Annotated in this window: 25 protein-coding genes; 8 read left to right on the top strand and 17 right to left on the bottom strand. The window is 27.8% G+C overall.

Going from position 1 to position 24,707, the window contains the following annotated elements; translation table 11 throughout:
- Nucleotides 1-56: 56 nt before the first annotated feature.
- From hemW to gpr, 6 genes are all read right to left on the bottom strand, one after another.
- Nucleotides 57-1,193 carry a radical SAM family heme chaperone HemW gene (gene hemW / locus TR13x_RS00800; RefSeq protein ID WP_054869979.1) on the bottom strand — a complete coding sequence of 379 codons (1,137 nt, stop codon included), beginning with the start codon at nucleotides 1,191-1,193 and terminating at the stop codon, nucleotides 57-59.
- A 57-nt stretch (nucleotides 1,194-1,250) separates the two neighbouring features.
- Nucleotides 1,251-3,062 (bottom strand): translation elongation factor 4, encoded by a 1,812-nt coding sequence (gene lepA, locus TR13x_RS00795; protein ID WP_054869978.1) that lies wholly within the window; start codon nucleotides 3,060-3,062, stop codon nucleotides 1,251-1,253.
- A 92-nt stretch (nucleotides 3,063-3,154) separates the two neighbouring features.
- Nucleotides 3,155-3,505: a hypothetical protein gene (locus TR13x_RS00790; protein ID WP_054869977.1), complete on the bottom strand. Its 351-nt coding sequence runs from the start codon at nucleotides 3,503-3,505 to the stop codon at nucleotides 3,155-3,157.
- A 45-nt stretch (nucleotides 3,506-3,550) separates the two neighbouring features.
- On the bottom strand, nucleotides 3,551-4,084 hold the full coding sequence (lepB, locus tag TR13x_RS00785; protein ID WP_054869976.1) for a signal peptidase I: 534 nt from the start codon (nucleotides 4,082-4,084) through the stop codon (nucleotides 3,551-3,553).
- 67 nt (nucleotides 4,085-4,151) lie between these two features.
- Nucleotides 4,152-5,444, bottom strand: a complete 1,293-nt coding sequence (spoIIP, locus tag TR13x_RS00780) for a stage II sporulation protein P (RefSeq protein WP_054869975.1) — start codon at nucleotides 5,442-5,444, stop codon at nucleotides 4,152-4,154.
- A 110-nt stretch (nucleotides 5,445-5,554) separates the two neighbouring features.
- Nucleotides 5,555-6,529, bottom strand: coding sequence for a GPR endopeptidase (gpr, locus tag TR13x_RS00775; protein WP_054869974.1), 975 nt, complete (start codon nucleotides 6,527-6,529; stop codon nucleotides 5,555-5,557).
- A 207-nt stretch (nucleotides 6,530-6,736) separates the two neighbouring features.
- Here gpr and rpsT point away from each other — a divergent pair, with 207 nt between their 5' ends.
- Complete coding sequence (gene rpsT, locus TR13x_RS00770; protein ID WP_054869973.1) at nucleotides 6,737-7,000, top strand: 30S ribosomal protein S20; 264 nt, start codon at nucleotides 6,737-6,739, stop codon at nucleotides 6,998-7,000.
- Nucleotides 7,001-7,057: 57 nt separating this feature from the next.
- On the opposite strand, the gene holA is transcribed toward rpsT, so the two are convergent.
- Nucleotides 7,058-8,098, bottom strand: coding sequence for a DNA polymerase III subunit delta (gene holA / locus TR13x_RS00765; protein ID WP_054869972.1), 1,041 nt, complete (start codon nucleotides 8,096-8,098; stop codon nucleotides 7,058-7,060).
- Between the two features lie 25 nt (nucleotides 8,099-8,123).
- Entirely contained in the window at nucleotides 8,124-10,451 is a 2,328-nt protein-coding gene (locus TR13x_RS00760) for a DNA internalization-related competence protein ComEC/Rec2 (RefSeq protein ID WP_054869971.1), read from the bottom strand.
- A gap of 182 nt (nucleotides 10,452-10,633) precedes the next feature.
- On the opposite strand from TR13x_RS00760, the gene TR13x_RS00755 reads away from it, so the two are divergent.
- The 3 genes from TR13x_RS00755 to TR13x_RS00745 all read left to right on the top strand — a co-directional run bounded on the left by TR13x_RS00755 (nucleotide 10,634) and on the right by TR13x_RS00745 (nucleotide 12,777).
- On the top strand, nucleotides 10,634-11,113 hold the full coding sequence (locus TR13x_RS00755; protein WP_054869970.1) for a hypothetical protein: 480 nt from the start codon (nucleotides 10,634-10,636) through the stop codon (nucleotides 11,111-11,113).
- Nucleotides 11,114-11,305: 192 nt separating this feature from the next.
- A complete protein-coding gene (locus TR13x_RS00750) occupies nucleotides 11,306-12,583 on the top strand; it encodes an ArsB/NhaD family transporter (RefSeq protein ID WP_054869969.1) in 1,278 nt (425 codons plus the stop codon).
- Nucleotides 12,584-12,594: 11 nt separating this feature from the next.
- Nucleotides 12,595-12,777 (top strand): hypothetical protein, encoded by a 183-nt coding sequence (locus TR13x_RS00745; RefSeq protein WP_054869968.1) that lies wholly within the window; start codon nucleotides 12,595-12,597, stop codon nucleotides 12,775-12,777.
- Between the two features lie 40 nt (nucleotides 12,778-12,817).
- Here the strand turns inward: TR13x_RS00745 and TR13x_RS00740 are convergent, their stop codons facing one another.
- The 5 genes from TR13x_RS00740 to TR13x_RS00720 form a co-directional block, all read right to left on the bottom strand.
- Complete coding sequence (locus TR13x_RS00740) at nucleotides 12,818-13,552, bottom strand: MBL fold metallo-hydrolase (protein ID WP_054869967.1); 735 nt, start codon at nucleotides 13,550-13,552, stop codon at nucleotides 12,818-12,820.
- A gap of 102 nt (nucleotides 13,553-13,654) precedes the next feature.
- Nucleotides 13,655-14,443 carry an ECF transporter S component gene (locus tag TR13x_RS00735; RefSeq protein WP_054869966.1) on the bottom strand — a complete coding sequence of 263 codons (789 nt, stop codon included), beginning with the start codon at nucleotides 14,441-14,443 and terminating at the stop codon, nucleotides 13,655-13,657.
- A gap of 113 nt (nucleotides 14,444-14,556) precedes the next feature.
- A complete protein-coding gene (locus tag TR13x_RS00730) occupies nucleotides 14,557-14,853 on the bottom strand; it encodes a hypothetical protein (RefSeq protein WP_054869965.1) in 297 nt (98 codons plus the stop codon).
- 25 nt (nucleotides 14,854-14,878) lie between these two features.
- Nucleotides 14,879-15,448: an N-acetylmuramoyl-L-alanine amidase gene (locus TR13x_RS00725; protein WP_054869964.1), complete on the bottom strand. Its 570-nt coding sequence runs from the start codon at nucleotides 15,446-15,448 to the stop codon at nucleotides 14,879-14,881.
- Nucleotides 15,449-15,625: 177 nt separating this feature from the next.
- Nucleotides 15,626-15,817 (bottom strand): DUF4177 domain-containing protein, encoded by a 192-nt coding sequence (locus TR13x_RS00720; protein ID WP_054869963.1) that lies wholly within the window; start codon nucleotides 15,815-15,817, stop codon nucleotides 15,626-15,628.
- A gap of 187 nt (nucleotides 15,818-16,004) precedes the next feature.
- Here TR13x_RS00720 and TR13x_RS00715 point away from each other — a divergent pair, with 187 nt between their 5' ends.
- Nucleotides 16,005-16,352 (top strand): hypothetical protein, encoded by a 348-nt coding sequence (locus TR13x_RS00715; RefSeq protein WP_054869962.1) that lies wholly within the window; start codon nucleotides 16,005-16,007, stop codon nucleotides 16,350-16,352.
- A gap of 25 nt (nucleotides 16,353-16,377) precedes the next feature.
- On the opposite strand, the gene TR13x_RS00710 is transcribed toward TR13x_RS00715, so the two are convergent.
- Nucleotides 16,378-18,060 carry a response regulator gene (locus TR13x_RS00710; protein WP_054869961.1) on the bottom strand — a complete coding sequence of 561 codons (1,683 nt, stop codon included), beginning with the start codon at nucleotides 18,058-18,060 and terminating at the stop codon, nucleotides 16,378-16,380.
- A 94-nt stretch (nucleotides 18,061-18,154) separates the two neighbouring features.
- Entirely contained in the window at nucleotides 18,155-19,417 is a 1,263-nt protein-coding gene (eam, locus tag TR13x_RS00705) for a glutamate 2,3-aminomutase (RefSeq protein WP_054869960.1), read from the bottom strand.
- Nucleotides 19,418-19,734: 317 nt separating this feature from the next.
- On the opposite strand from eam, the gene TR13x_RS00700 reads away from it, so the two are divergent.
- Entirely contained in the window at nucleotides 19,735-20,739 is a 1,005-nt protein-coding gene (locus TR13x_RS00700; RefSeq protein WP_054869959.1) for a hypothetical protein, read from the top strand.
- Nucleotides 20,740-20,749: 10 nt separating this feature from the next.
- The gene (locus tag TR13x_RS00695) at nucleotides 20,750-21,229 is read left to right on the top strand and encodes a hypothetical protein (RefSeq protein WP_054869958.1); all 480 of its coding nucleotides are present in this window, start codon (nucleotides 20,750-20,752) and stop codon (nucleotides 21,227-21,229) included.
- A 27-nt stretch (nucleotides 21,230-21,256) separates the two neighbouring features.
- On the opposite strand, the gene TR13x_RS00690 is transcribed toward TR13x_RS00695, so the two are convergent.
- The gene (locus TR13x_RS00690) at nucleotides 21,257-22,888 is read right to left on the bottom strand and encodes an amidohydrolase (RefSeq protein ID WP_054869957.1); all 1,632 of its coding nucleotides are present in this window, start codon (nucleotides 22,886-22,888) and stop codon (nucleotides 21,257-21,259) included.
- Between the two features lie 136 nt (nucleotides 22,889-23,024).
- Between TR13x_RS00690 and TR13x_RS00685 the strand changes: the two genes are divergently transcribed.
- Nucleotides 23,025-23,480 (top strand): phosphatidylglycerophosphatase A, encoded by a 456-nt coding sequence (locus TR13x_RS00685; RefSeq protein ID WP_200905810.1) that lies wholly within the window; start codon nucleotides 23,025-23,027, stop codon nucleotides 23,478-23,480.
- Between the two features lie 35 nt (nucleotides 23,481-23,515).
- On the opposite strand, the gene TR13x_RS00680 is transcribed toward TR13x_RS00685, so the two are convergent.
- Nucleotides 23,516-24,664 carry a YARHG domain-containing protein gene (locus tag TR13x_RS00680; RefSeq protein ID WP_054869955.1) on the bottom strand — a complete coding sequence of 383 codons (1,149 nt, stop codon included), beginning with the start codon at nucleotides 24,662-24,664 and terminating at the stop codon, nucleotides 23,516-23,518.
- Nucleotides 24,665-24,707 lie beyond the last annotated feature (43 nt).

Genomic DNA, 24,707 nt, shown 5'->3' with positions numbered 1-24,707 from the left:
AAAATTTGTCAATACCTTTGTGTTAATTAGTTGATAGTTGCTAATTAATAACCGCATTAAGGGAGTAATTCTGCAAAAACTAAGTTGGATAAATCAATTCCTCTTTTTGTTAACCTAATATATTCTTCTTTATTTTCTATTAAACCTTTATCTTCTAAACTTTTTAACTGACTGCCATATATATCTTCTACATTCAATCCAAACCTATTTTTAAAGTCTGATTTCTTTATTCCTTTGATTAATCTTAGACCTAATATCATAAATTCTGCCATTTCCATTTCTATATCTATTTTTTCACTTTCTTCAATAGGTAAGCTATCTTCATTTAAACACTTAAAATACCGTTTAAAGTCTCCAAAATTGCTCCATCTTTTACTATTTATATTAGAATGAGCAGATAATCCTAAGCCAAGATAAGGTTTTACATTCCAATATATTAAGTTATGCTTACATTCATAACCAGGTTTGGCGAAATTGGATATTTCATAATGTATAAAATTGTTATCTTCTAATAATTCTATTCCTTTATAATACATATCCCTTTCTATATCTTCATCAGGTAAGTTTAATCTAGATTCATTATATAGTTTATAAAACAATGTCCCTTCTTCTATTTTTAAACTATAAAATGAAATATGTTCTGTTTTTAGTGCTATAACTTTTTTCAATGTATCAACAACATCTTCTATTGTCTGTCCTGGCAAATTAAACATTACATCTATATTAACATTATCAAAACCAAACTTTCTTATTAAATCATAGCTTTCTAAAAAATCTTTAGCAGTATGAATTCGGCCTATACTCTTTAATAAATTATCATTGAAAGACTGCAAACCTAAACTTATTCTGTTTATTCCCAAATTTTTATAATCATTTAATTTATATTTATTTAATGTTTTTGGATTTGCTTCTATTGTAAATTCAATTGACGTAGAAATATCAAACTTTTTATAAATATGATTTACAATATCACATAAAAATTTACTATCTATACTAGAAGGTGTTCCACCTCCAATAAATATTGTTTTAACTTTATAATCTTTTAATTCAACTGAGTACAAATCTATTTCTTTCTTTAAATATTTTATATAATCTTCAATAATATATGATTTATCTGTATATGAATTAAAATCACAATAAAAACATTTGCTTATACAAAATGGTATATGAATGTATATTCCTAATTCATTCATAATTAATTCTCCTTTAATTAAATTTTAAGGCACACTACTAAAGTGTGCCCTGTTGTTTTATTTATCATCAAATTTCAATACTGCTAAAAAGGCTTCCTGAGGTACTTCAACATTACCTAATTGCCTCATTCGTTTTTTACCTTCTTTTTGTTTCTGCAATAGTTTTTTCTTTCTTGATACGTCCCCACCATAACATTTTGCAAGTACATCTTTTCTTAATGCTTTGATAGTTTCTCTAGCAATTACTTTTGAACCAATCGCTGCCTGAATTGGAACAGCAAATAAATGTCTTGGTATAACGTCCTTTAACTTTTCAACTATACTTCTAGCTCTTTCATAAGCTTTATCTGTATGAACTATTATAGAAAATGCATCAACAAGCTCTTTGTTGATTAAAATATCTAATTTAACTAAATCAGATTTCTGATATCCTTTAAGCTCATAGTCAAAAGATGCATAACCTTTTGTCTTTGATTTAAGTGCATCGAAAAAGTCGTAAATTACTTCGTTTAATGGTAAGTCATAATGCATTACTACTCTTGATTGATCTAAATATTCCATATTCTTAAATGTTCCTCTTCTTGACTGACATAATTCCATTACAGCTCCAACATAGTCAGTAGGTGTCATAATTGAAGCTTCAACTATCGGCTCTTCCATATACTCTATTTCAGCCACTGGTGGCAAGTTTGTAGGATTTTGAATAGTTAGCATTTCACCATCTTTTTTCATTACCTTGTAAATAACACTAGGAGCTGTAGTAACAATATTTAAATTAAATTCTCTTTCTAATCTTTCCTGAATAATTTCCATATGCAATAATCCTAAAAACCCACATCTAAATCCAAATCCCAATGCTGCAGATGTCTCAGGCTCAAACACTAATGCAGCATCATTTACCTGTAGTTTTTCTAATGCATCTTTAACGTTATTATAATCTTCACCCTCAGCTGGATATACCCCACAGTATACCATAGGTGTAACTTTTTTATAACCTGGCAAAGGCTTTTCAGTTGGATTTTGTGCATCAGTTATTGTATCCCCAACTCTTGCATCTCTAACATTTTTTATACTTGCAGCGACATAACCAACATCTCCAGCATTCAACTCACCTATTGGCACTTGATTAGGTGCAAATATACCAACTTCATTAACTTCAAAAGTTTTTCCAGTTGCCATCATTTTTATTTTCATACCTGGCTTTATACTTCCTTCGACTACTCTTATATAAGTTATAACGCCTTTATAACTGTCATAATATGAATCAAATATTAATGCTTTCAATGGAGCATTAATATCACCCGTAGGTGCTGGTATTTTCTTTACGATACTTTCTAATACATCCTCTATATTTAGTCCTTCCTTAGCTGATATCATAGGTGCATCTTCACAATCTAATCCAATCACATCTTCTATTTCTCTTTTTATTTCTTCTGGTCTTGCACTTGGTAAATCTATTTTATTAATAACCGGTATTATCTCTAAATCTTGTTCTAACGCTAAATAAACATTTGCTAAAGTTTGAGCCTCAACGCCTTGTGCTGCATCAACTACTAGAAGAGCACCTTCACAAGCAGCTAAACTTCTTGATACCTCATAGTTAAAATCGACATGACCCGGTGTATCTATAAGATTTAAAATATACTCTTCGCCATCTTTAGCCTTGTAGATCAATCTTGTAGTTTGTAATTTTATTGTAATTCCTCTTTCACGCTCTAAATCCATATTATCTAATATTTGGTCCTTCATCTCTCTTTCAGTAAGAAGACCTGTTTTCTCAATCAATCTATCAGCTAATGTTGATTTACCATGATCTATATGAGCTATTATAGAAAAATTTCTTACTCTTTTCTGTCTATCTTTCGGCATATCTATCCTCCTCATAACATGGAAGTAATTCTAAACAATTATAACATAATATATAATGTGTTAAAAGTATAAATTAACAAAACGTTGATATACTAAAACACCGGGCTTAAGCCCGGCTCATTTTTAAAAAATTCTACTATTAAATTTTTTATTTGTTTAACATAATTCAATACTATAGTTTTATATTTCTCATAGTATATATCAACATCAGATTTTTTTATATTATAAACATTACCCATTAATTGTATTTTGTATATACCATTTAAATAACTGTATTCAAACAATTTCTCATCATCAATTTGCAAAAGCTCAATAAAAGATTGATCAACGATTCTAAGTCCAATAAACAAAATCAAAATAACTAATAAAATTGTTAGTCTTCTTCTTTGTCTTATCTTATGCCTAAGCTTTCTTTCATTTAATTTTTCAAGTCTTGTTCCCATAATAATCACCAAGATTATTATGGACAAAGTTAAAAATATTTATACTTATTTATATAATGACCCAAATCTGTTGTCAAAAGGATAATACCTAAATACTGCTTTACCTTTAATAAGTTTTACAGGTACTGGTCCAAAATACCTACTATCTTTACTTGCACCTAACCTTCTATTATCCCCTAACACAAACACATAACCTTTGGGAACTTTCAAATCTATATTACCATGAGTATACAAACTACCTTTTAAATAATATTCATCTAGCACTTTCCCATTAATATATACCTTGCCATCTACTATTTTTATCTCATCATTTTCAACAGCTACCACGCGTTTAATGTAATCTTTATCTGGTACATCTGGTGCTTTAAGTACAACTATATCTCCTCTTTTCGGTTCTCCCATAATATATATCAACTTATTGGTAAATAATCTATCGCCCTCATGCAGAGTCGGATACATAGAATACCCAAGAACGTATGTAGTATTGAAAATAAAGGTTTTAATTATTATAGCTATAACAACAGCAAACAATATACTTTTTATCCATTCTAGTATTTCTTTTTTAGCTTCTTCACTCATGTAAACACCTCCAATTAGCACATACATTATTATAGCACTTTTATTCTAAAAAAAAAAGCACTATAATCTATTCGATAATACCTCTTAATGCCATATCTAAAACATTTCCAATAAGTTTTGCTGATCTTTTAGCTTCTTCAATCGTATTTAAATTACTACCTACTTCTATTAATGCATAATAGTCGTTTACATATTGGTTAAACTTACCATAAGGTTTTATCACAATTCCCTTACATAATCCAGGATACATCTTATCAGAAACTTCTTTCATGTATTTAGCAAAATTTAATATCTTGTCTTTATTTGGATTTTCAGGCCCAATAACAAATGTGTATGTGGCAACATCAACACCATTAATTTTAACCTTACTTTCAGCTAAAGCTTTTTTAATATAGCTTGCATCTTCTGGAATACCATCTCTATGTATATCAAAAATTATCTTTATATTTTTATCTTTATTTATTATATCCTTAACTGTTGATAAAGACCTTGTATATGATTGATTATATGAAGGTATATCATGATAGATATCAATATGCTTAACTTTATGTCCTTTTTCCTTAAGTACATCTGTTATAATATCACCTATCTTTATAACATTATAATCTCTTTTTGTAGTATGATATCTATTTGACCTTATAGGCAGATATGCTTCAGTTCCATGTGTATGATATATCAGTATATACGGTTTTTCTTTATTTACTTTTAGTTTTTTTATATTTTTTGTTTTTATATTTTTATCTGTTAAAATATTTCCTTCGTTTGTTTCATAAGGATCTTCAATAAATATTATATCTTCCTTTATCTTTACTTCTCCATTTTCATTCGAACTAGCTGACTGCTTAGCAATATTTTGATTTTCATCATCTGTCGTTTCATTTTTACTATAGTAATTTACACTATTTACAGGAGTAATATCTTCTCTATTTAAAATTGTTTCTATCTGTGCCTTCAAAAAAGAAGTCATTTGAAAATATGATTTTAAACTATCTAATAATTCATTAATAAGACCTTTATCAAAACTATTCATATATTTTTCATAATACATGACCTTCATATATGAATTAGAGTTAATGATTATTTTCAAAAAAAAATTATCTATATTATCAGTTTTTAAATAACGCTTTTTATTTTCTACACTAAATAAATCAGTACTATTTATTTTTTCTAAACTATTCTCATTCTGCCCATCATAGTACGAAATATAATTAAATGCCTCTACAACTTCTTCATTATCATCCTTGGCAAAATCGTTTGAAAGCTTAGAAATTATTTTAAATCCTATAAAAAACAGCGTTAGACATAAAATGGCTATTATAATATACCAAATCCCCTTGTCTTTATAAATCCTTTGGCTCATAGGTAACACTCCCCTATACTTCTCTAATGTTAGACTACTATATGAAATTATATTCGGTAGTTTTTGTTATTATGATAGAAAAAAAGCGACTAAGCCTAAGCTTTAAGTCGCTAATTTAAATACTTATTTACATCTTTTAAATCAATTCCTGGATGCAGTGAAATATTTAGTCCATTTGCAATTACTTGTGAAAGGTCATTAATCAAATCATCAATTTCTTTTGGAGTAACCATCACATTCCCCATATAAGGATTTAATACTTCTTTAATTAGCTGATATTTATCTTCACTTTCCATGTCTTCTAGCATAGAATAAAAATTACTTCCAACCTTAGCTTGTTTTTTCATTTCACTTACTATCATATCAATAGTATCATTTACCATTGTTGCAGCGTCAACGACAGTAGGTACACCTATTGCTATAACTGGAATACCTAAATATTCTTTATTTAAACCTTTCCTTTTATTTCCGACACCAGAACCTGGGCTAATTCCTGTATCAGAAATCTGAATAGTACTACTTACTCTTTCCATTTTCCTAGATGCTAATGCATCTACGGCTATGACTAAATCTGGTTTAATCTTTTCAACAACCCCCTTTATTATTTCTCCTGTTTCAATCCCAGTAAGGCCCATTACACCTGGAGAAATAGCAGAAACATTCGCCATTGTTTCATCTTCAGTCTTTTTGTAAGCTTCAAAGTAATGTCTTGTAACCAAAATTTTGTCTACTACTTTTGGACCCAAGGCATCAGGAGTTACATTCCAATTGCCTAAACCTACAACTAAAGTTTTATTACTTTTATCAAGTTTGTGCAAGGCCTTAAGTTCTTTGGCTAATACTTTACTAATTTCATCTTTTAAATCTTGGTCTGCTTTTTTTAATGCTGGTGCTTCTATAGTAATATAGTTACCTATTGGTTTTCCCATTTGAGCCATACCAGTTTCATTAACTATTTTTACCCTTGTTATTGTATAGTTTTCTTTTTCCTCTCTCTCAACTTCAACTCCAGATACTTCAATATTATTCTTTTCTTTATATAACTCTCTCGCTTCAACCGCCAAGTCAGTTCTTATTTGCAGCATTTTGACACCACCTTTATTTATTAGTAGTATCTTTATGTTAACTCTTTATTAAAATATTTATTCTTAATTTTTGTTTTCAAATTTATCTTTTTGACTGCATAATTTTATTGGTACATGGGAATAAAAGAAATAACATATTTTTCTTGCAATTTATATATGTTCATGGTAAAATATCATTTGTCAATTGCATTTGAAGGGGGTGAACCTATGGCAAATATTAAATCAGCTAAAAAGAGAATTAAAGTTATAGAAAAAAGAACTGCTATAAATAGAAGAAGAAAGTCAGAAATCAAAACTTACATCAGAAAGTTTAATGAAGCATTAGAAAACGGAAATATTGAAGAAGCTAAAAACTTACTTAGACTAGTTGAGAAAAAGCTTTATAGAGCTGCTTCAAAAGGAACTATTCATAAAAATGCAGCTTCAAGAAAGGTTAGCCGTCTAGCTAAGAGATTAAACGAAGCTGTTTAATTAAATATGTAGCACTTATATTTCGGGCAAAAGCCCGAATTATTTTTTTGAAAACTTTTAAATACTTCTCGAAAACTCAACAATTAGCATTTCAAGTGCTAGTCTATTCTCAATTTGACCTTTTTTGATACTTTCATCTATTTTTAAACATCTTTCGAATGCACTCTGTAATTCTTCAATTTCAAAATTTCTGCTTTGTTCAATCAATTTTTTTACAACAAAATTCTGAACTCCAAGTTTCTGTGCAATAACACCTTGACTATACCCTTTTCCTTCTAAAAGTTTTGCCATGAATAAAAGTCTAATTTGTTTGATAACCATATGTAAAATCAACTGTATTGGCTCATTATTTAATATCATCTCATTTAAAAGCGTTAGTGCTCTATCTGTCCTCTTTTGACCAACTGAATCAACTAATTTAAAAATATTATTTTCAAGACTTCGAACTAAAACTTTATCTATATCTTCAGTCTTAACTTGCTCTCTACATCCTAAATAATTACATGTTTTTATAATTTCGTTTTCTAAATCATAGAGTGTCTTATTGCTACTATATTCTAAATATCCGGTATTTTCTATGAAATACATAATATCTTTTTGTGTTATCTTTTTGTTGTACTTGCTAAATGTCTTAGATACCCATCTAGCCAAATCTTCTCCTTTTATTTTTGATAATTCAATAACTTGGCCAACTTTTTTTATGTTTTTAACTAGCTTTTTTCTATTATCAATTTTCTCTTCTCTAACAACAAATATTAAACAAGTAAAATTGCTTACTTTAGAAATATATTCATTTAAACGCTGTTCATCTTCTTTATCATTTAATTTCCCGCCTGTTAAAAATACTAAGTTCTCTATAATTACAATTTTTTTATCGGACATAAAAGGCAGTGTCTCACAAGCATTTACAATTGAATCTACACCTACTTCTTTTCCATCTAAATGTACGTAATTAAGAGACTCAAAATTTTTATCTATATATTTTTCTTTTATCTCATTTATTATCCAATCAATCAAATAGTTTTCCTTGCCATATATAAGATAAACTCTTTTCAAATCATTATTTTTAATATCATTTAAAATCTGTTTATAACTCATAGTAACACTCCCTTAGTCTTAAAATTTAATTACTAATAAACCCATATATATTATATTTACTTGGTGTAATTTGTATTGTAACTAATCCATCTTTATCAGTTCTGTATATTTGAATATTTTGCTTTTCATATCTTTTTAATACTTCTGGGTTAGGATGTCGAAAATTGTTGATGCCTACACTTATAATACCATATTCGGGTTTAACCGATTTTAAAAATTCTTCAGTTGAAGATGTATAACTACCATGATGGGGCACTTTAAGAACGTCTATGTCTATACTATTCTGACTTAATACTGTTTTTTCAGCTTCAGATTCTATATCTCCAGTAAATAGAACTTTTTTCCCATATGCATTTAATAGCACGACCATAGATAGGTTATTCTCATTTTCATATTTAGCCTTATTTATATCTTTATTAGGATATAAAACCTCAAAAAATACGTTTTTATTTATCTTTATTTTATCACCTCTAGTTAGTATTTTAACTGTTATATCTTTTTCTTTTGCTTTTTTAATAATATCTAAATAAAGGTCATTCTGAACATTTTCATATGATATAAATATATTTTTTATTTTAAGTCTCTCAGCTAATTTTAATAAAGCTTCACAATGGTCTTCGTGAAAATGAGATACAAAAACTCCATCCAAAGTAAAAATACCTTTTTTAACTAAATATGGATAAAGTATGTTTTCACTAACATCAAATTCACCTGTAAGCGAACCTCCAGTATCTATTAAGAAAAATTTTTCATTATTTACACTAATTAAACTACTATCACCTTGTCCAACATCTAGAAACTCTATTTTTACATTATTTTGTAAAGTAATATGAAATGCTATCAGTAATATAGTAAATAAAGCATATGTCAAAAAAGCTTTCTTAACCTTCATAGATAGTAAATCAAACTTTATATAACCTAAAAGTATAAATACAGTAAGGTAATAGTAAATAATACTCTCAAATGATGGTTGAGGTAATGTTAATGTTTTGTATGGAATCATATCAAAAAATTTCATTAAAAATCTAGTTAAATTCAATATTGTATTCAATATTATTCCTAAAAACAAAGCAATATTTATATTAAGATAAGAAATAAAAATTAAAATAAACCCACCTATGACTGAAAAAGATAACATCGGAACTAAAACTAGGTTAGTTATTATAGCAATTAAAGATATATTGTTAAAATAATATGATAGTAATGGCAATGCACCGATTTGTACAGCTAAAACAGGTGATATCAACTTTATTATCTTGTTATTCACCTTTAATAACAATTCTATTCTTTTTGTAAACAACACTAATGATAGCGCTGATACAAATGATAATTGAAATCCTATATTAAAAATCCATAATGGTTTAAAAACAAGTAAGGTAAATGCCCCAAATAAAATACTATTTACTGCATCATATCTTCTTAAAGTAAAATTAGAAATCATTAATACTGTAAAAATAATTAAAGCCCTTAATACTGATGGAGGAAATTCTACTATGTAGCCATAACTCCAAATTAACATTATTGTAATAATCGTAGATAATCTTTTGTCTATTTGTAATATAGCAAAAATAAAAAGAAAAAAAGCTGAAATTATTCCTACATGTAAGCCAGATACTGCTAGTACATGAGAAATCCCCATTTCTCTAAAGCTGTCAAGTGTATTTTTATCTAAATACGAACTTTCTCCCAAAATAATTGATTTAATTATTGAACTATTTTCTTCTGACAATGTAGTATCTAATATATTCAAGAATTTTTTCCGAATTAGTCGAGTTCTGTACTCTAAAAAATTCAAGTTGTTTTTAGATAATAAATTTATTGAATAATCTCTTGAATATATTATTAAATATATATTTTTCGTCTCTAAATAAAGTCTGTAATTAAATAACTTTGGATTTGTATTTGCCTTAGGTTTTTTTATAAGGCCAATTCCTTTTATTTTATCTCCTGCTTTAAAAGTCTTCTTACCATTAATATTTAATAATACTTTTTCTTTTACATGATAAGTAGTTCCATTAATTTTAATATAATCAGTAATTAGTACATATTTTGAATATGAAGGACTTCTAGTAATTTCCTTTTTTACTATACCTGTATATTCTATTTTATTATCATACAAAAATTGTAGTTTATCCTCTTTTTTCATACTATTAGTATTATAATATCCAGTAAAGAAAACTAATAAAGCTAATGAATATATAAATACCTTTTCTTTTGAAATTGATAATATAAATAAAACCATAGAAAACAGCAAACCTATAATAAGTAGCAATTTAGGTGTATTATAAAATTTATAACTAAAATAAATTCCAATAATATATGGAAATAAAAAATAATAAAATGGTCTTTTCATTCTCAAAACCCCATTAAAATTTACTTAAAATAATTATATCATGAACAAAATCTTCGACTTAAATAAATTTTTTAAATAAATGAGAAATATAGTTTCCTATTAATTAAAAAATTTTTTTGTTAAATGTTTCTAATTCCAAAATTGTGATATAATTATTTTAAGTTGATTAAGGAGGGCTGTTTATGAGAAGATATATGAAAGCAGAAGTAAACAGACATGATATGATACTTACGCAAATGGGAGCAAAAATCGATATAATAAATTCTTATATGTGCTATGTTACATTTGATTTAGACGGAACAAAAATTTCATATGTATATAACGTTAATAAAAATAACAATTATTTTTTGGAAAGGATCGAGCCTTATCCTGAACCCGCAGGTACTTTTAAATCCGAAGAAGATGTAATTGAAACAATAAAAATTGATATCGAACAGTTTAAAAATGCAAAAAACTCTAGAGTTTTTGATTTGTTTGTTGATATAAATAAAGAAATGAGTAAAACCATTAGAAATTTTGAAGACCTTTACCTTTATTATAATGTACCACGTGAATATGCTGATTCAATAAAATCTAAGATTGAAGAGATACAGGACATAATCAAAAAAGCTAAAAACAACTGTAAAAGAGTTTATTTTAAAAAAGACCCGGATACTCTTTAGTTATAAAACGGCCTTCGGCCGTTTTCGCAATTTTCAAAATATTTAGTATAAGTATGAATTTTAGAGATATTCTAAAATAATAATGAAATATTAATTAATTTAACATATCAGAGTTACAAATAGGATTTTAAATTATTTTAATATAGGAGTAAAATAATATTCGTGCGTACATATTTAAAAGGAGTTGTTTATATGCTAACCAATTTCCATGCTTATATCGCTGCGATTATATTTATATTAACTTATGCTTTCATTATTTCTGAAAAAATCAGCAGAACTGCAGTTGCACTATTAGGTGCAGCAATAATGCTGGGTCTTAAAGTAATTAGCCAAGAATATGCTTTTAAATCTATTGATTTTAATACAATAGGATTATTAATTGGCATGATGATTATTATAACTATAACTAAACGAACGGGAGTATTTCAATATATTGCTATTAAATCAGCAAAGTTAGCTAAAGGTGATCCGTGGAAAATTATTTTATCTTTTTCAATAATAACTGCTATTTCATCAGCTCTTTTAGATAATGTAACTACAGTGCTATTAATTGCACCTGTTACTTTGGTTATTACTGACACATTAAATCTCAATCCAATACCATTTTTACTACCCGAAATACTTTCTGCAAATATAGGTGGAACAGCTACATTAATTGGTGACCCTCCTAACATTATGATTGGTAGTGCGACTGATTTAGGTTTTCTTGATTTTCTCTTTAATTTAGGTCCAGTAGTAGTAATTATCTTTATGGTTGTAATTTTTATATTGAAATTAATATATGGCAAAGAACTTAAAGTCGATGAAGAGCACAAAAAGCATATAATGGATTTTGACGAATATAAAGCCATAAAAGACTATAATCTGCTTAAAAAGAGTTTAATAGTCTTAGGACTAACTATAATAGGCTTTACATTACATCAAATTTTCGAATTTGAATCTGCTACAATAGCACTTATAGGTGCTTCTATATTACTAGTATTAAGCAAAATAAATCCAGAAGAAATTTTAATTGAATTAGAATGGACTACTATCTTTTTCTTTGCAGGACTATTTATTTTAGTTGGTGCTCTTGAAGAAGTTGGTATTATAGAAGCTATAGCAGAAAAAGTAGTTTTCTTAACAAAAGGTAATCTTTTCTTAACTGCTTTAATGATTCTTTGGGTATCTGCCATTGCTTCTGCATTTATTGATAATATTCCTTTTGTCGCAACAATGATTCCATTAATAAAAAGCATTGGAGCTATGTCAAACATTAATACTATTCCTCTTTGGTGGGCGTTAGCTTTAGGTGCTTGCTTAGGAGGTAATGGTAGTTTAGTTGGGGCATCAGCTAATGTAATTGTTGCTGGAATGTTAGAAAAAACAAAGTATAGACTTACATTTATAGATTTTATTAAAGTAGGCTTCCCAATTATGATTATATCCATTTTAATTTCTACAGCATATTTGATAGTATTTTATATCTAGGAGGAATATTTGTGTTAAAAAAGAATAGGAAATTAATTGATTTGATACTCTTAGTATTTTGTTTGATAATACTTTTGGGTATTAAGTTTATCGAAACCCCTCATAATAAAAACATAACTTCCAATTTACCAAACAACGGATTAACTCAAAAAGTTCTTCTAGAAGAAGAAAGATTCTGGGGTATAAAGTTTTGAGGATTAGAGCGTTTCTCTAATCCTCTTTTTTCTTATCTTATTAAATATAATAAGCTTTCATTTCTTGGCTAAGTTCTAAAATTGAATCAAATGTTTGACTAGCTTCTATCTTTACTCTTTCTAAATTATATTCTGGCCAAAAATGAGTCAATATTAACCTTTTTACTCCTGCTTTTTTACCAATCTCACCAGCTTGTTTAGCAGATAAATGAGGAGCATTATCTTCTCTATCTTCTTCAAGTACTCCCGCTTCACAAAGCAGTAAATCAGCATTTCTTGAAAAATCTATTAAAGATTCATTATATGAAGTATCTGATGAATATACAAAAGTTTTTCCACCTTTTCTTACTTTAACAGCAAAAGTCTTAATTGGATGTTTCATCCTTCTAAAAGTAATCTCAATATCTTCCAAATTAATAACAGTATTTTCTTCGATAGGGACTATATTGAATGAATTGTTGAAATTAAGCCTTTTCACCATCTCATAGTCATCAGTAGGTACATATAAAGGTATAGTTATATTATATTTCCCCTTCATTTTATTAACACCTATTGCGTATTTCATAACCATAATATCGCTTATATGGTCACTATGTAAGTGAGTAAGTATAATAATATCAACGTCTTTAATATTACATATTTTAAGTAATCTAGATAGCACTCCATTGCCACAATCAATCAATATTTTTCTATTGTCAGCTTCAAGCAAATATCCTGAACAGGCTCCACCTGGTCTAGGATAAGGTCCATTATTGCCCAATACCGTTAATTTCATCTAATCCCTCCCAATATAAAACTACTTATATTTTATTCTTTCTTATCTGTTTTATGATTATAAGTATAAAGAAAAAGTCCCAGGCTGTAAACCCTGAGACTTTTATATGTTTTTAATATAATTCGTTCTTTTTAGCCCTAAAACAACAGGATAAGCAATTATTAAGCCTCCAACAAATTGTAGAATGTTAGCTGGTACACTGAAAATAGGAACTATCATATTTCCCTTCAAAATTCCTCCAGCTATATAATACCCTATAACCATCCATAACCCAGCTAAAGTCATTCCCATAAGATTACTTACGCTAATCATTTCTTTTCCTTTTTTCTTTAGTATTACACTTAAAATAACAACAAATAGTGGAATTAAAATAATAGCAACTAGCAATGAAGTTTGTACTTTATCTATTAAAGCCTGTAATTCACTAATACCTTTTAAATCAAACTTTTTAACTAAATAGTTTGCAAGTTCTGAGTTTTGAATATTTCCTAACTTAACAGCTAAATAATTTTTTAAAGCTACACCAAAGAATACCCATCCACCACCTATAATAACTGTTAGTAGCTTTTTAACTTTTGCTAAACTACCTTCTTCTATATCTTTAACTATAAACCCAACTATAGCTCCCATTATTCCTTTAATGATCAAAGTTGGAATTGCCCAATGTGTATATCCTAAATATATATCAGCTAAAGAAGAACCTAAACCTCCTGCTATAGCGCCATATTTCCAGCCTAATAGAATCGCAGCTACAAAAATCATGCTATCTCCAGCATGTATGTAACCTTCAGTAAAAGGAACTGGAATTTGAGGTATAATAGCTGTAGCTACAAATACAAGAGCTATCATTAATCCACCATAAGTTAATTTTTTTACACTATTGTTTTGCAAGAAAAGTCCCCCCTATTAATGTAATGTATTGTTTCTTAATATAATTATACCAAAATTGTACCGGTAGTCAAGGGAGGAATTGAATAATTGTATCGTTATTGTATCGTTACATTTTATGTTGTGTTATCATTTCTTGCTTTACTCTTATTTTTCTTTTTAATTCTTATCTTATATCCTTGATATACATTCTTAGTTCCACTATAAAAACCTACTGATGAAGCTGCCAAGAAAATCCCTATAATTATACCTTTTAGAATATTGTTAGGAGCAAAGTAAGCTATACCAATAATTATGCCTAGTATCAAAGATACCAAAGGGCAGAACTTTTTAGGTACACCTAAATCATAAGCTAATTTAGTTAAAAACATTATTAAAGGAACAACAGAAATATCATAAGCTTGAAAATCCATAACAAACCTCCTTTATGCTTTTACATTATAATATGAAGGAGGTTTTGAAAAAGTTATTGTATCTAATTACAGCTTTAGCAATAGCTTCTGCTATACGATTTCTTACAAAGTCTTGACTTAGTAACATATTGTCTTTGTAGTTAGTTATAAATGCACACTCCACTATTATAGATAATGTCTCTATTTCCCTTAAAATATAGTAATAATCTTCTCTTCTGCTATTTAATCTATAGTACACCCTTCTAGCAGTGAAACCTAAACTTGAGATGTTAAACAAAATATCCCTACTTAATTCTCTGCCGATTACTGATTTATAAGGGTGTATCACCTCACAACCATTAGCTTTTTTGTTATTCGAAGCGTTATTGTGTATTGATATTACTAAATTACATTTCAAATCATTTATTTTTTTAATTCTTTCTTTAGGTGATAAAGTAATATCTTTTCTTCTAGTCATTACTACTTGATAACCCTTTTTCTTTAGCAGTTTTTCAAGTCTAATAGAAATATCTAGATTTACATCTTTTTCACTTAAGCCATATCCAGCAGCTCCAAAATCTCTTCCACCATGCCCAGCATCAATACATATTTTCAAATTAACCCCCTCCTTAAATAGTTCTTAATACTTATATTTAGAGAGGGGGATAAATTTACTATTTATATTTTTTTCTCCCATATCTTTTTAAAGTAAAAGTAAGTATCACTATTCCTATGTAGATATATAATTGTCCTAATCCTTTTTCTAAAATTTCACTCTTAAACATCTATTTCATCACCCTAAGTTAGTCTTTTCTCTTTTAAATACAGCTATAAAATTTCTACCGTTAAGAATACTATTCATTGATACTAATTCCCAACCTTGTTCACCTAACTCATTCATTTTTTTCTCATGTTCTGGAGTTAATACTAATTTTACAGCTCCATGTGTTTTAAAATTCTCAATCTTATATTCAAATTTTTTCATTTTTGACCCCTCCAAAGATTAAAATCAATTTAGGTATTGAAATTAGTCTGTTAATGATTTAAAATTTAATTGCTAGTTAACAAAATCCACGAATTAAGCTAAATTTTTCACGGAATAATATAACTTATCATTCATATAATGCAGTAAACACATATATATTATAAATAAAAAACAGGGAGGTTTCTAGATGGATAAGAATAAAATACAAGTTAACGAACTAAACAAACTATATGATGAAATTTATTACAGCAATAATAATGATGTTGAACAAGCCCTAGAATTAATATCAAACCTCATCTCTGAAAAAGAATTTGAAGAGTCAGGTATTGAAGTTAATGACCTTTCCGATATAATACATATTGCTATAGAAACGTTAGAAGAAATAAGTGAAATATTCGATAACGAAGGATTAATTGATTCTTATAATTTTGTAGCTGAAAAGCTTGAAAATTTACAAAGTGGAGAGCTAGATGAAGTAATTGAAGAAGAATATAAAGAATACTTTGACGATGATGATAATCTCGAATTGTATTAATAAAAGCCCGTGTAAACCGGGCTTTTTATGTTAAAAGTCTCCTAATACGTTTTTCTAAATCTTCTATCGAAAATGGTTTTACTACATAATCATCAACTCCAATTTCTAGACAGCTTATTATATCCTTTCTTTTATTCCTAGAAGATAATACTATTATCTTTGTATTTAGAGTTTCAATATTATTTTTTACTTGTTTACAAACCTCAAAACCATCTAACCCTGGCAATATCAAATCTACTATCATTAAATCTGGTTTTAATATTCTACTTTTTCTAACAGCTGATTTGCCATCATTTACGTAACTAACATCATAATCCAAATAAGTCAACCTCGGTTTTATTATATTTATTATCAAATTTGCATCATCTACTATCAAAATCTTTTTCTTATTCTCACTAACTGAACACTCTTCAAAGTCCTCTATAGTTAGATAAATTGTCTTGTTTCTCCCCTTCTCTTTGGCTTTATATAAAGCTTTATCAGCTATATTCAGTAATTCATCTATACTTTGAGTTTCATTAGCTACAGTAGTAATACCAATACTGCAAGTTATTTTTATACTGCCTTCAAAATATTCGCTAACAAATTTGTGTTCTTCTATTACTTTTCTAAATCTTTCCATTATGTTGAATGCTTCTTCACCAGCTACGTCAGTTAAGGTTACAACAAACTCATCACCACCAAATCTAAAAATTTGATCAACTGCTCTAACATTCTCTTTTAATAACTTTGAAAAACTCTTTAGAATGTAGTCCCCCGCTAAATGTCCATAAGTATCATTTACATATTTAAATTTATCTATATCTAAAAAAGCAACAGAAAATTTCTTCTTGTATCTTATATAATTATCTAAATATTCCTTAATTCTCTCATTAAAATATTTCTTAGTATATACTCCAGTCAACTCATCTATAATAACGTTTTCTTTGTATTGTTTAATTCTTTTTAAAATTCTCTCTGTCCTAGCCAATAATTCTTCTATTTCAAAAGGTTTTACGATATAATCATCTGCACCTAATTTAAAAACTTCAACTTTGTCCTTAGTTACATCATTTTGCGATAAAAATATTACAGGTATGTTTTTATTTATATCCTTAATCTCAGCGAATACTTCAAAACCACTTTTATCTGGCATAAAAACATCTAAAATAATTAAGTCGATTTTTTCCTCTTTGATTAAAGGTATCGCTTCAGCTGGATTAGATGTGATAATTACATTATAACCTTCTTTCCTAAATGACTTATCTAATAGGTTTAATAAAGATACATCATCATCAACAATGAGAATACTTCCACAGTTCGTTATATTCTGGTACTCATCCTCAAGTTTAATATTTTTCTCTCTTTGTGTGTTTTTAACGTCATCGTCTATATTTTCAATGTATTTACTTTTGATGTTTTGAATCTCTTCATTCGCTTCTGCTAAACCTTTTAAAAGAATTGAAATATTATCTTTATCTATACCATTTTCAACATCCAAATACTCTTCATACTTACTTCCTATTTCTGAAATCTTTGTTAAACCTAAAGCACTACCTGTACTTTTTAAAGCATGAAAAAATTTCTTAATCTCATTAAGCAATTCTTTATCATTATTTAAACTATAAGCTAATAACTTATCAATTGCTTCTTTAATTTTTTTAGTCTGTTCAACAACAAAAATTTTTATACCTTTATTGACTAGTTCCTTTATTTTATCTCTTTCCATGTTTATTCACCTCTGATTATAATGTCTCTTAATTTTGTATCAAAATATTACACTTATATTTATTTTAAATCACAAAAGGCTAGAGTGAAATACTCTAACCTAAAATTTCTCTTATATCTTTTGTTGGGTGATTTTCATATTTTATTACTTTGCCTTCCCATGTTCTTATCATACAATAATCTTTACCTCTAGAAATCATATACTGTGGTAATATAGGTGTTTTACCTTGTCCCTTAGGTGCATTTATAATATAAGTTGGTATAGCCATACCTGAAGTATAACCTCTCAAGTATTCCATAATTTCTAACCCATCATCAACGGAAGTATTAAAATGTAATGTGCCAATTACGTGTTTAGCATGGAATATATAATACGGCTTAACTCTAATTTTCAATAGTTCATGATTTAAAGCTCTCATAACAAATTTATCGTTATTAATACCGTTTAATAAAACTGCTTGGTTGCCTAATGGTATACCTGCATTTGCTAATCTTTCACAAGCTTTTTTAGCTTCTTCAGTTACTTCTTTTGGATGATTAAAATGAGTATTTAAATAGATTGGATGGTATTTCTTTAACATATCAACAAACTCATCAGTAATTCTTTGTGGCATAGTTACTGGAGTTCTTGACCCAATTCTTATTATCTCAACGTGTGGAATTGCTCTTAACTCTTTTAGTATCCATTCCAATCTATGATCAGGTAATGTAAGAGGGTCTCCCCCAGTAATAAGTACATCTCTAATTTCTTTATTTTCTCTAATATACTTAATTGATTCTTCTATAACAGCAGTAGATTTATGTTCATCTTTTTGTCCGATATTTCTCCTTCTTTGACAATGTCTACAATACATAGCACATTCATTAGTAACGTTAATAATCAAACGGTCAGGATATCTTCTTGTTATACTACCTGCAGGATTTGTATATTCTTCTCCCATAGGATCACTTTCACCACTGTCGCCTGCTAATTCTGCAAAGATAGGTATAGCCATAAGTCTAATCGGATCAAATCTATCATCAGGATCCATCAAACTTGCATAATAAGGCGATATAGCCCATCTATACTTTTTACCAACTTCCTCAATTTGCTTTTTTTCCTTTTCAGACAAGTTTATTATTTTGCTTAAAGTTTCAACATCCATTATCCTATTAGATAATTGCCATTTATAGTCATTCCAGTCTTCCTGTGTTCCACCGAGCACATCTAATATTTTATTTTTTAATTCTTCAAACTTATCCTGCATATAAAGTCCTCTAGGTATAGATTCTCTAACCTCTAAATAATCATCAATCCTTGATTTTAACTCAGCCGCCCTTTTTAATGAAATTTCTCTCTTTTCTTTTAATTGATTCATAGTTTATCCTCCCTCCCTCTCTTTTTGTCTGAATATTTCAAATATTCTTAATTGTTTTTGGAGCATAAGTAAAATAGGTTATTTAACTATAGAAAATACCCCTTTTATATAACTATTTATTAGAATATATGAAAAACATATTAAATAATATTTACCATAAAGGGTTATATAGACTTAGTAGGGTCCATAGATTAGATAATTTGAAAAGAAATATTCAGATTTGCTTAAAGCAGTATATCTATTATAATATTATTTTTATAATTTGTCAATAACTCTCTTTTTTATCATTTATAGAAAGTACTAAAGGTGGTGAAAAGATGAAAAAAGGTGCTATTTCTTTCCTGATTTTAATATTATTTGTAATCGCAACTTTTATTGGTCAGCTATACTATAATGCTTCTGTTGTAAAAACAACTTTTAATGAAATCCTTTTGATAAGTAGTAATATTTCAGAAAAATTAGTTGATAACTTTTTCTCAAAAGATGAAAGATTAAAAAAAGATGCTCAAAATAAAATAAAAAAAATCGTCCTAAAAGATTTAGGATATGACAATTGGTTAGATTATATCGATTACATTGAAGTTAAAATTTATCCTGCCGATGTAGTAGATAATGAAAAAGAAGACTTGATTATAGCTCTTAACATTTCAAAAGATTTAGGCGTAATTGGAATATATAAAAAATATAATGATGGCTATGTTTATGTAGATAAAATAGAAAATCTTGCCTATATTGATAATGTCAGTACTTTAAGATATAAACCTAAAAATCTGATATTTATTATAGTTGATGAAGAATTAGAAGAAAATATAGGTGCATTTTTCTATGATAAATACACAAGAATTTTTACCAAAAAGAATAGTTCCTATGAAGAAGTATTCAGATTTTCTTCTAACTACGAAGGATACTTCTATGAAAAATGGACAAAACCAAAACTTAAAAATCCTAAATGGTATAAACTTGTTGAATATGGAAGTATTGAACAAATAACAGATGAAAATCTGGACTTACATATTAAAGCGTCTAAGATTATTCAAATTTTTGAAAGCGAAGAATCAAATATAGACTCTATCCCAGAAAAATTTATTTTAATAAAAGAAAAAAACTTAGAGTTAGATTATTTTTGGAGCGACAAATATAAGTATTTTATTCAAGGTGAAGGTATTACCAAAGATAATGAAGTTGTTGGAATTATTGAAAGTTCAGATCAATTTGCAGATTATTACCTAGATTTATCTGATAAGTACTATAAAATTATTGATAAAAATGGTAAAATTAAATACATAAGTAGCAATAATTTAAGATTGCTAAATTTAAAGTAAGGAGGTTCTTATGAAACGTTTTGGTATTATAATTTTAATTATTGTTCCTATACTAACTGGATGTATAAATCAGAATAAAAGAGATTTATTTAACTATGTAAATGCAGAACTTCCTCCAGTGGTTGAAATAGAAAATAATGCTCTTGAAAAATATAACAACCTAATTTCTAATAATGATTATACTTATAGTACGTTCTATTCAACTCTAAAAGATGAAATAATTCCAACATATGAAGATTTCTTGAATCAATTAATGAAAATATCTCCTAAAACTAAAGAATTAAAAGAGATACATAACATCTATATCGAAGGAGCAAAATATCAGTTAAAAGCACTAAAGCTATTACAAAAAGGAATTGAAGAAAAAGATAATGAATTACTTTTAAAATCAAGTGAATTTTTAAAAAAGTCAAAAGAATATATGGCTAAATATAAAAATGAAATTGTAACTTTAGCTGAAAAATATCATATGGAATATAAGCTTGATTAATTAAAGCGGTGCTAATTTTGCACCGCTTTAATTTCTGCTAAATATTACTTTTCCGTTTAATACTGTCATATCAACTTTAACATCTTTAATTTTATCCAACGGTATTTTAGTTATGTCTTCAGACAAAACAACTAAATCAGCTAACTTCCCTACTTTTATAGACCCTTTTATATTTTCCTCAAATGTGCAGTAAGCTGGATTTGTTGTAAATAGCTTTAATGCTGTATATAAATCTAATTTTTCATCTGGACACCATCCATCTTCTGGATTGCCATTTAAGTCTTTTCTAGTTACTGCACAATAAATACCATAAAGAGGATTAAATGATTCAACAGGTGCATCAGAACCTCCAGCTAAAAATACACCTTCATCATACATAGTCTTCCATGCATAACTATACTTTAACCTTTCTTTTCCTATCCTTTTCTCTGCAATTTTCATATCTGTCTTTATAAAAATAGGTTGTATATCTGCAATAACATTAAGTTTCTTAAATTTCCTTATTATATCTTTAGATGCTATTTGGCAGTGAATCAGTCTAAATCTAGCATCTTGTCTATAATGCATTTTATTTAGTTTAGAATATACTTCAAGTACTTGTCTCATAGCTCTATCCCCTATTGTATGTACTGCTAGCTGAAGACCATTTACATATGCTAAAGTAAGTATTTCCTCTATTTCTTTAGTAGTATATATTAACACACCTTTAGCTTTAATATCATCACTATAAGGTTCTTCTAATGCCGCTGTTCTAGAACCTAAAGACCCGTCTGCTAAAAGCTTTAGCGGTCCAAACCTAACAAATTCATCTCCATCACGAGTTTTTTTGTTTAACTCTAAAAAATCAATTAATTTTTCTTTTGTATCTAGTAGCATTTGAAGATTTATCCTTGCATTAAGTTTTTCCTCATTTTTCAATTCTTGATAAGCATCTAAAATTTTTTCATATGATTTTAAATGCGAAAAATCATCTGTTTGTATTGAAGTAATTCCTACCTTATTAGCATCATTTATAGCAGATTGAATTATTTCTTTTATCTCTCCTATGTCTTCTGTGAAAGGTATAAGATTATAAACTAAGTATACGGCATTTTCCCTAAGTATTCCTGTAGGCTCGCCTGTTATAGGGTCTCTATCTATTTTCCCACCTTCAGGGTCCTTAGTTTCTTTAGTTATTCCAGCGAGCTTTAAAGCCATTGAATTAACTACACATATATGGTAACAAGCCCTTGATAAAAATACAGGTCTGTCATCAATTACTTTATCTATATCATCTTTATTAGGCAATCTACCTTCAATAAAGTTTTCTTGATTCCATCCTTGACCTAATACCCATTCTTTAAAAACTTTAACTTTTTCATTATTAACAAACTCTTTTAGAGCCCTCTGCATATCTGATATAGAATCAGCATTAGACAAGTCTACTTTATACTTTGATAAACCGTAGCTAATTAAATGCATATGACTATCATTAAAACCAGGTAAGAGAGTTCTCCCTTTAAGGTCTATACATTTAGTATCTTTATTAATAAGCTTTTTACCTTCCTTGTAACTACCACAAAAAATTATTTTATTATCTTCTATTACTACACTTTCAACTTCTTTATAATCATCTTCCATAGTTAAAATTTTCCCATTAAAGAAAAACAATTTACTCATTTATATTCCTCCTAAAATTTTCTAAATAAAATTATAACATAATTAGATATTAGTTAATACAATCAGAAAATACTGCATAAAATATATATTATGAATCTATTTAGGGGGTTTTATTTTGAAAGAAATAGTTAAAAAAATGCTTAAAGAAAGAGGAGTTACTATTGAAGAAATGGCTAAGCTTGTCTACGAACTGCAAAAAGACTATGAAGATATTTCTATAGAAACTGCAATTTTTAACATTGAAAAAGTATTATCTAAACGTGAAGTGCAAAATGCAATATTAACTGGAATACAGCTTGATATTTTAGCTGAAAAAAATTTATTAGAAGAACCTTTACTGTCCATGATAAAAAAAGATGAGCCATTATATGGTATAGATGAAATATTAGCGCTAAGCATAACAAATGTCTATGGTTCAATAGGTTTTACTAACTATGGGTATATAGATAAGATGAAATTTGGAATTATAGGCAAATTAGATAAACTTGGTAAAACTACTGATAAAGTCAATACTTTTTTAGATGATTTAGTTGGTGGCATTGTAGCAGCTGCATGTGCAAGAATAGCACATTCAAAGGGAGAACCTAATTAAATAGACTCTCCCTTTTTAGAAATTATACTTATTATTTAATCAGCGTAACATAAGCCTGCAAATATTTTATAAGCATGTAATCCTTCACTTCGTATAATCGAAAAATTATCTACTGCAAACCAACCTCTTTCACCTGTAGCAGTTTCAATTAAACACCATTCTTTATCATCAGTTCCAACTATAGTAGCTTTCTGTCCTTCATGCAAAACAAAATAATCATCACTATTGTTCCTATTTCTTAATAACTTTATTGGTTTTTTCACAAATACATCATAATTAGTAATATAGATGTCTTGAGGTATTTCAACTAATTTATGCTCTTTTGTTAAAGTATAATATTTATCAAAAAACCAAGTCTGTAGTATCTTTCCCCTAGTTCTTACTGAAAACTTACCTGTGCCATCTATTTTTATACCATATTCAAATAGCCCTTCTGTATTTCCCATTTTGATAATGTCTTCTCCATCAAAATAATAGAAATACGATATATAATCATCACTAGGTCCATAATCACTTATTATAATCTCCTTGAAGTTATCATTCTTATCAATATCAACTATAGCAAAGTATTTGCTAGAATAGACTAGTTCCCCTTCTATCACTAAATCGTTGATATAAAGTTTATAACTATTCATATTTTCCAGCTTGAATAAAATTCTCTCTGTTTTGCCATCACCATTAATATCTACATTTACTTCTTTATTGCATCGATAGACATCATAATTAGTTTTATAATTTTCATGTTTTTCAAGAGACTTACTATACAAGTCCTCAAAGAATTTAATGAATTTTACATTATATTTCTCAATACTATTTAAACTACTAAATTCTACGATAGTTGTCGGTTTATACCAACTTTTTTTAGTAAAATAATTTTTATACTTTTCTTTTTTAAATATATGTCCTTTTCGTGCAAAAATTTCATTTCTAGCATATTCGAGAATCTCATGTGACAATCCTCGTAATTGTTGTTCTGTTAACTTTTCAATATGACTATTTGGAAATATAAAACTATTTTCTTTTTTTACTGGTAATTCATCAGTCTGACTTATCTTTTTATTCTCTATATTCTTATCATTAATTAAACCCTTTTTTACTTTATCTTTGTCAATACTATTGCAAGATACAATAGTAATCAACATAAATAAAATAAAAATTAACAAAATAACCTTTCTTTTTCTCATAAAAAACCTCCATAAAGTTTTAAAATAAAATCAAGGGAGCATA

The sequence above is a fragment of the Caloranaerobacter sp. TR13 genome (assembly GCF_001316435.1).
Lineage (GTDB): Bacteria > Bacillota > Clostridia > Tissierellales > Thermohalobacteraceae > Caloranaerobacter.
The sequence above is the reverse complement of the archived record's forward strand: the minus strand, read 5'-3'. Positions and strand labels throughout refer to the sequence as shown.